Genomic DNA, 7,767 nt, shown 5'->3' with positions numbered 1-7,767 from the left:
CTTCACAAAACCAGTGAGATAATCTACCTCGTCGGGAGCAAGGGAAAATCTGCTCATGAAACCAGTATGGAGTACCCCACATATAAATATTGACTGGAAAATAAATTGTCAAGACACTAGTGCTGCTACCACTCATACCACCGCTCAGGTCTTCTTCACGCATCGCTAGCTGTACCTGCGTAAGAACGTCCACAACTTTGAACCAATCTTTCTTTCTGCTTCGCTGCGATCCTGATTGATCGGTAAAACTGAGTGGTCTCTGCCGTTCAGGTAGAGGAAAAAATAAAAAAGGAGAGAGAAATGCGCGATTCTACAACGTTCCCCCTCTCCACCATGCGTATTGCTTACTCCGCGGCGGTCAGGATGTCCTCGGCTTTAACGGTCTTCCGGCCAGCGTGCTTCGCGAGGCTCACGGCTTTCTTCGCGATCTTGGCGCCGTAGGCCTCAAGCAGCTTTGCCAGCTCTTCCGTGGCATCTTCGCTCACGCGTTCGGCTCCTGCCTTCCGAATAATGTTGGTTACCGGTGCTTTTGGTAATACAGCCATTATTATCACCGTAGTTGAGTAACGAGCGAGTATATAAAAGCTTTTCGGTCATTGCCGGTGCGAGCGCGCGGCGCATGCGGGCATGGCACAGCTGCAGGGCTTGCGGTTCTGCAGTGCAGCAACGGGGTTCGAAACCTTACGCCGTTACGACAACGTGATATTAATCACCTTATAGCTCTTTTGTAAAAACACAGTGCGCCCATGCGCCCCTTCTCATCGCCCATTACGTACGCTAGGTAGAGCGATGGGTATTCTTTTGCATACCGCCGTTATACTACGTGGTTCGATACCATGAAGCGAGTAACACGAAAAGACCTCAAGATCGAGGAAGATTTGGTTCAGCAGGAGCAAGCACCATTGAAGCAAGAGGAGCGGAATCTTACGATGAAGATGCAACAACCGCACGAATCAAAGAATAAATTAAACTGGCAGATACTTGGTGTTATTTCTGTTGCACTGTTAGCGTATATGTTCTTTCCGTTTATTGACGTAATCATTTATGGCATATTCATCTACTATGTTGCGAGACCAGCCTACCGAGAATTAGACAATAGATTCAAACATAAGAATCTGGACGCGTTCATTTCTTTATTCCTCGTTGTTCTTCCCATAGTCCTTATAAGTATTTATACCGCGGATATAGCGTATACCGAATTGAAAAACATTCTTACTCAGGAAGACTCTGCGTATCTGGGATATGCCAGTGAAATCTTTAAAGATATTGCGGGAATTGCAGCGTATTTAGAACTGGCTGATATTACGACTTCGATCAGTCAGGGAGATACGTGGGGTTTTATTATTACGCTACTAACTCAATTTGTGGGCATTATTTCTGCGTTTTTCAACATCTTCTTCAAACTGTTCCTTACGTTCACCATCGCATTTTACCTGCTAAAGGATGGAGCTAAACTAAGAGAGTGGCTAACGGATACCTTTCTCGGGGGAAATACAGAAATAACACAGAAGTTCTTTGACGAGCTCGATTCGGGACTTCACACGGTATTTTTTGGCAATATTCTGACAGCTATCGTAACCGCTTTGATCGGTGCAGTAGCGTTCACCCTATTAAATCTCGTTGCACCGCCTCGGTTGATGATTCCCTACCCGATATTGCTGGCGATACTCTGTAGCATTTGTACCTTCATTCCGCTTATCGGTATGAAATTGGTCTACATTCCTCTGGCGGGATATCTGGTAATGCAAGCATATATCAATGGAATCCTCTTCACGCACTGGTGGTTCCTTCTGTTATTCATTCTTGTGGTGAGTGTTGTGGTGGACTTCATACCAGATACCATTCTGAGGCCGTTCATAAGCCGAAAGAGCTTACACAGCGGTACTCTGCTTTTAGCATATATCTTTGGTATAGCAGTCTTTGGTTTTGTCGGGCTGTTCTTAGGCCCGATCATCCTGATAACGGCAACACAATTCCTGAAGATCGTTCAGCCTGCGTTAGTGGTTCGCGTGGAGGCTCGCAAAAAAGAGCCGGGGAAAGAGGTGAACGGTCCGGGTGAATAGACGAGAGCGTCTTCAGAGCTTCTGCTGCCAGATGCGTTCATGGTAGTAGATCTGCATGACAAAAACGCACCTAATAAAAGTAAGCTGCATTTTGTTTGGCCGCACGGATGGCCATCAGTAAGAGGCGGTTATTCACCCCGCAACGGCCGCTCTACGAGCGGCTCACCACGGCTCAGTTTGAGTGTGGATATCGTCCCGACGATGACGCCGGCGATGGTATCGAAGAGGAGGTCGAGCATGGTATCGTGGAGCCCCCGCTGCAGCGTCGTACCGAGCATGAGATCGAAACCCCATTCCAGAAATTCCCAGACCAACCCCATGCTCATGACAAACAGAACCGTAAAAATGCCGAACCCCAGCGGTGGAAGTTTGACGATACGCACGTGAAAGGCAAGATCATAGAGGAGGGTCACGCCGATGAGGGAGACCGTTGCGGCTGATACGAAATGGGTGAAATGGTCATAGAAAGGCACGTTATAGTAGAAACCATGGTAGCTGCCAATCGCGTGGAAGAAGATGGAAATCGTGATCGTGGTATCGAAGATGAGGGGGAGTTCCATCTTGAAATCGCGCTCAAGAATAGTGGGGACGAGGGTCAGGAAGAGCGCGAAGGCGCCACCGATGAACCAGACGTAGTCGCCCCTGAGTAAGGACACCACTGACATGACCGCGATGGCGAGCTTCAGGAAGATGCTCACCAGGTGCTTCAGACCGAATCTCGTATCATCCATGACTGATACTACCTCTTGATCTCCGCTACGCCATACCGGTAATACTACACGAGCATCTTTTTAATCACTTTATCCATTATGCAACTCCGCGAGATGATACCCACCAGTCTCTCGCCGTCCATCACGAGTAGCCGACCAATGCCCGCTTTCGTCATTCGCTCGACCGCGTCAATAATACTCTCTTCGGGACTGACGCAGATCAAGCAGGTGCTCATCCGGTCCTTAACCCTACAGGTATCCCAGTTTTCCTCGTCCACGCGCAGCAGGTCTTTGAGTGAAATAACGCCAACGGTCTTTTGCTCTTCATTGACAACTGGATAGCCCTGATGCTTATATCTCGTGATCAATTGATCAAACTCACGTAACGTTGCTTCTTCATTAATTGTTATAACGTCCGTTTCCATGATCTCGCCAACGGTAAGGTGCCTGAGCCACCCATGGCCCGCAATAATCTTCTTGATCCGTTCCGGTATTTCTTCCGTTCTCGCCATACTCCTTCTTTCCTCGCTCTTCGTCCCAGCCTTACGCTCGCTTCGGCTTCCACTCAAAGAGCACCAGGATCGCGGGGACAACCGTGAGCGCCGCGATCATGGAACAGGTCACGCCCATCGCGAGCAGCTTTCCCATGTCTTTCATCATCGGCAGCTCCCCGAGCGAGAGGCATAAAAAACCGGTCACCGCCGCCACGGTTGTTATCACCATGGGATAGAAGACGTTCTGAAGCGTATTCACCATCGCCACTTCTCGCTCGTGCCACCGCAACTCGTAGCGGAACCGTTTCGTTACCTGGATCCCAAAATCGATCCCGATACCCATGATCATGGCGAGCGCACCCGAGGTTATCGGTGTTATCTCAAAGCCGATGAGATACAAGACACCATAGGTCCAGACGGTGCCGAGCAGGATGGTAAGGAGCGGTATGAGCCCATATTTGATCGACGTGAAGAGGAGTATGAGAATGATGATGATCAGCGCGAAACTGATCGCGGAGGTGGTTTGCATCGTCTCCGCTGCGAGATCCATCATCACCCGGTCTTCAACCGGACCGCCGGAGAGGTCTACCGTAAGGCCCGGTGGCGGTTTTAGCCCTATCACTTCGCGTAACTCTGCAACGACCACCTCGGATTCAAGACCGTCCAAGAGATTCAATCTGACGACACTCAGGGTATAATCATCGCTGATGTACGCGCGGAGCTGCTGCTCCACCAGCTCATTCTGCGCCACCAGCGACTTCACACGCTGCAATGAGCCGGGTATTGTACCTCCGTTTGCCGCTTTTATCACATCTGCCGCGCTTCTTGCCTCGATGACGCCGTAAATGCGCTTCGCACGCTCGGCAAGCGCATCGACATAGCGTAAAAGCTCAGGATCCCGGGCATCACGTATCTCGTTCGATTGCGCATAGCGAGGATCAATTTCCACAACGATCGTTGCGCTGGAGAAGGCGCCGGCAAACTGGTCAGAGACCAGCTCGAGTGTCTGTATCACCTCGATATCTGCGGGGAGCATGTCCTCCTGCGACATGCCCGCCGTTTCTGTTGCGAGCGCATACGAGCCCATGATGAGCGAAAAGATGAGGAAGAAGACCAGGAGAAGTGCTCGACGATAAGCCACGAACGCTGCATACCGCATCAAGAGTCCGTTAGCTCGCTTCTTGCTGCTATTTCGCATGTCTCCCCTCCACGCCTTTGACCCAGTCGCGGAGCCACCCAGCGACCTTCTTCGCTTGTAGCCGCTCCTCAAAGAGGATGATACAGGGGTTAACGACCGTTGCCGCGAGCCAGCAGAACGCGATGCCGAGCGCGAGTGTCTGGCCGAGATGCTGAATCATAGGCATCACGGACAGCGTGAGCGCGAGAAAGGCCGCTGCGGTCGTCAAACCGGAGCCAAAGGTCGATGCGCCGATGTTCGAGACCGCAATCTTTAGTGCTTCCGCGGGCTCGTACCGCTGACGTTCTTCGTAGTACCGGGAAACCATGAAGATGCCGTACTCGACCCCGAGACCCAGCAGGATGGCACCGATCACACCGGTGGTGACGGATATCGCAATGCCCAGAAAGCCCAGCGTACCGAACGTCCATACCACCGTGAGAATCAGCGGCAGGAAGACAATGAAGCCCCGCGAGAACGACCGTTCCAGGAGCACCAGCAAGACCAGAATGACGAGTGCCGCGGTTAAGGTCGTTATCACGATATCGCCTTTAAGCAGTTCGACGATCTTCACGACGATCGGGGCAATGCCGGTAATCCGATAGTCCACACCCGCAGGTCGCGTGATCGCGTCAACATCCTGCTGTATTTTAGCGGTTATCTCCGACACCTTCGCTTCATCCGTGCCCACTGCGGTATCGGCATAAATGAGCATGACTCGGTAATCGCGATTGAAGAACTGTTCTGCTCCCGGTGTGGCCGCGATGACCTGCTTTACCCCCGCTATGTCCTCAGGCACGCCCGCCGCCTGGAAAACGGGGGCGATAGATCGAACGCTTTCTATTGACGGGTTCGCAGCCAGCCGTTCGTGCAGTTCCAGCACTGATTTGATCACGCGCGGGTCCCGAATGTCACGTGGTATGTCTTTGATGCCCGTGTCGTCGTCGAGCATAACCGCAATGACCAGGAATTCCTGCCCCGTGAACTTACTGGCAAGCTTATCAGCCAGCTCGAAGATCGGCAGGTCCTGTGGCATCTCCTTCGTCAGATCGCCCTGGAACTGCAGGAGCGTCATGCCATAGCCGAGCACGAGGGTGAAGAGCACGGCGATGACGATGATCTGCTTAAAATGCCGGTATTGCACTGACGCGAGGTGCTCCAGTGCCCGTTCCACGCCTATCTTGTCTTTAAGCGTCATTCGGTCATCCTCGTTCTCTCGCTCTACTTACGCATTCATAACGTCTGCAGTCGCTGGCGTCTAGTCTAGTTCCTGGTCCTTCTCAGCACCACGAGGAGAACGGCGAGAACAAGTGCAATGGCGGAGAGCAGCGCTTCGAAACCGGGGAGTGAGAAGCCCTCATCCTGAGTACCACCTGACGAGACTGCAACTTTGATCTCCTTGTTGAAGATGTACACGTTGGTATCCCCGAGGTCACGATCGCCGGTGCAGCGTATCTCGATTCCGATAGGATACACGCGCGGCACCGCCCTCTTATCAACATCGAACTTCAATATCGCCTCGCCCTCTTCACCGATATCCAGGTTACCCACAAAATCACTCTTCACGTCGTAGTTGAAGGGGGCATCCGCCTCGCCCGTCATGCGCACACTCGCGGCTTCCGCATCCGATGAGCCGATATTCCGTAGCGTCACGTAGAGTGACACGCCCGTGGATCCCGGACCGATGCTCGTCGGCGCGGTCCTGTACGAAACGATCTCGAAATCGGGCTTGGGACTCACCTGAAGCACGAGCTCACGCAGCACCTCATAGTCCTGACCACCTGTATCCCGGTAGTTTATCCGGAGCGGTATACGGTGCTGTCCCGATGCGGTGCTGTCCGCGAGGTCAAGGTGGAAGATTGCCTCGCTCTTCTCACCCGCGTTTAACCGGCCGAGGTATGAGCGATCAGTGCCGGACCACGAGGCTTTAAATGACTCGTCCTCAATGAGCAATTGCACGTCGATGTCCTTGGCCGCCGCTTCACCACTGTTCTCGATGGACGCGCGTATCTTCACGTTCTTGGCGCCCGGTCGCAGATCCGTGGGCTCGGTTGTGATGTCACCTACATTGAGCATCACCGTGCCCCGGACGTTGAATGAGAGCCCGAGGAGCACCGTTTCTTCGGGGGTCCAGACATAGCCCACCTGGGGATCAAAGTAATATTCTCGCCACGTGACGGTCACCGGAATCGAATAGATCCCATTTGGCGCCTCTTCCTGGATGTGGAGTGTCAATCGTACCTCCTTCGAGGTCCACGAGATCAAGGTATCGATGTGCGCCACCGTCGGCCCCACCAGGGATAAGACACTCGTGCCCTGAAAGGCCAGACGGACATCCTTCGCGTCCCGTCCGCCGTTGTTCTTCACGGTTACGATTATCTCACGCGTCTCGCCCGGCGTGAACTCCCGCGGCTGGACATCCGTAAAGGTAATCGAGGAGAAGACCGCACTGGCAGTGGGGGTCGCAGAAGGTAAATGCACGAAAGAAAGAGGTGCACTTAATACGAACACGAATACCAAGCTCAGCGTACAGAATGTCAGAACCTTTTTCCCCCAGGTTCGCTTACTCAGTTCCATGTTTGCTACCTCCTTTTAAATAGATATTCTTTTCATATTCTTCTCTGGATTCTATAGCTACAGTTACTACGTAGTCCTCAACTTCCTCCATATCTGCAGCTAAAGCGTTCATATTTATATCACTTATTATCCCCAAGAATATACGGACTGCCAGGCTCAATTTCTTTATTTCGTGGAGCAGATTAATAAAATTATCCTTCACTTTGGCATCTTCTATACTATTAGCATAACCAGAAAGCAAATTTATTATCGGATTTATATCTTCAGTAAGAAATTGCTCCAAGAATTTGCAGTGATTATCTGTTAACGAAGTATTAATTGAATAGAGGTTCTCTTTCCCTGCGGTGCTCACTTCGATCAGATGTCGATCTTTCAATACCGTCAAGCATCGGCTGATAAAACCCCGACTGTAACCCGTGCCTTCTTCTAACTCCCGCTGCGTGACCGGGCATGACTTCACGAGCATGAAGCCACAGACACGCCCGACCGATTCGCCTAACCCCCAGTGTTTCCCGAGCTTCGCAAACGAATCCAACACATCTTGCAGAACCACATCGCTCATCTTCGCGTCACTATCGTTTACTTTTTACTAAACGGTAAAAATAGCCCACGACTATAAATAATGTATTTGTTTAGTTCCCCCTTCCTATAAGCTTTCTGGAGCTTTTCGATACCCATAAAATGCCCCCCCTCTCTTTTCCCACAAAACTGGAGTGGAAAAGAAGCTTATTTAAATACAACGTTTT

Annotated in this window: 8 protein-coding genes; 1 reads left to right on the top strand and 7 read right to left on the bottom strand. The window is 51.5% G+C overall.

What is annotated here, in order from left to right:
* Window positions 1–344: 344 nt before the first annotated feature.
* On the bottom strand, window positions 345–545 hold the full coding sequence (locus tag ENN68_01325) for a histone family protein (GenBank protein HDS44736.1): 201 nt from the start codon (window positions 543–545) through the stop codon (window positions 345–347).
* 291 nt (window positions 546–836) lie between these two features.
* On the opposite strand from ENN68_01325, the gene ENN68_01320 reads away from it, so the two are divergent.
* Window positions 837–2,063 (top strand): AI-2E family transporter, encoded by a 1,227-nt coding sequence (locus ENN68_01320; protein HDS44735.1) that lies wholly within the window; start codon window positions 837–839, stop codon window positions 2,061–2,063.
* 128 nt (window positions 2,064–2,191) lie between these two features.
* Here ENN68_01320 and ENN68_01315 read toward each other — a convergent pair whose 3' ends face one another.
* The 6 genes from ENN68_01315 to ENN68_01290 form a co-directional block, all read right to left on the bottom strand.
* Window positions 2,192–2,794 carry a hypothetical protein gene (locus tag ENN68_01315; GenBank protein ID HDS44734.1) on the bottom strand — a complete coding sequence of 201 codons (603 nt, stop codon included), beginning with the start codon at window positions 2,792–2,794 and terminating at the stop codon, window positions 2,192–2,194.
* A 44-nt stretch (window positions 2,795–2,838) separates the two neighbouring features.
* Entirely contained in the window at window positions 2,839–3,285 is a 447-nt protein-coding gene (locus ENN68_01310) for a CBS domain-containing protein (GenBank protein HDS44733.1), read from the bottom strand.
* A gap of 31 nt (window positions 3,286–3,316) precedes the next feature.
* On the bottom strand, window positions 3,317–4,465 hold the full coding sequence (locus ENN68_01305) for a hypothetical protein (GenBank protein ID HDS44732.1): 1,149 nt from the start codon (window positions 4,463–4,465) through the stop codon (window positions 3,317–3,319).
* Entirely contained in the window at window positions 4,455–5,642 is a 1,188-nt protein-coding gene (locus tag ENN68_01300; protein HDS44731.1) for a hypothetical protein, read from the bottom strand. Before ENN68_01300 ends, ENN68_01305 begins: the two co-directional genes overlap by 11 nt.
* A 65-nt stretch (window positions 5,643–5,707) precedes the next feature.
* On the bottom strand, window positions 5,708–7,021 hold the full coding sequence (locus ENN68_01295) for a hypothetical protein (GenBank protein HDS44730.1): 1,314 nt from the start codon (window positions 7,019–7,021) through the stop codon (window positions 5,708–5,710).
* Window positions 7,008–7,583, bottom strand: a complete 576-nt coding sequence (locus ENN68_01290; GenBank protein ID HDS44729.1) for a hypothetical protein — start codon at window positions 7,581–7,583, stop codon at window positions 7,008–7,010. The genes ENN68_01295 and ENN68_01290 overlap by 14 nt, the downstream gene beginning before the upstream one ends.
* Window positions 7,584–7,767: the final 184 nt, after the last annotated feature.

The sequence above is a fragment of the Methanomicrobia archaeon genome (assembly GCA_011049045.1).
Taxonomy (GTDB): Archaea; Halobacteriota; Syntropharchaeia; order Alkanophagales; family Methanospirareceae; genus JACGMN01.
This window is presented reverse-complemented; position numbering and strand designations above follow the sequence as displayed.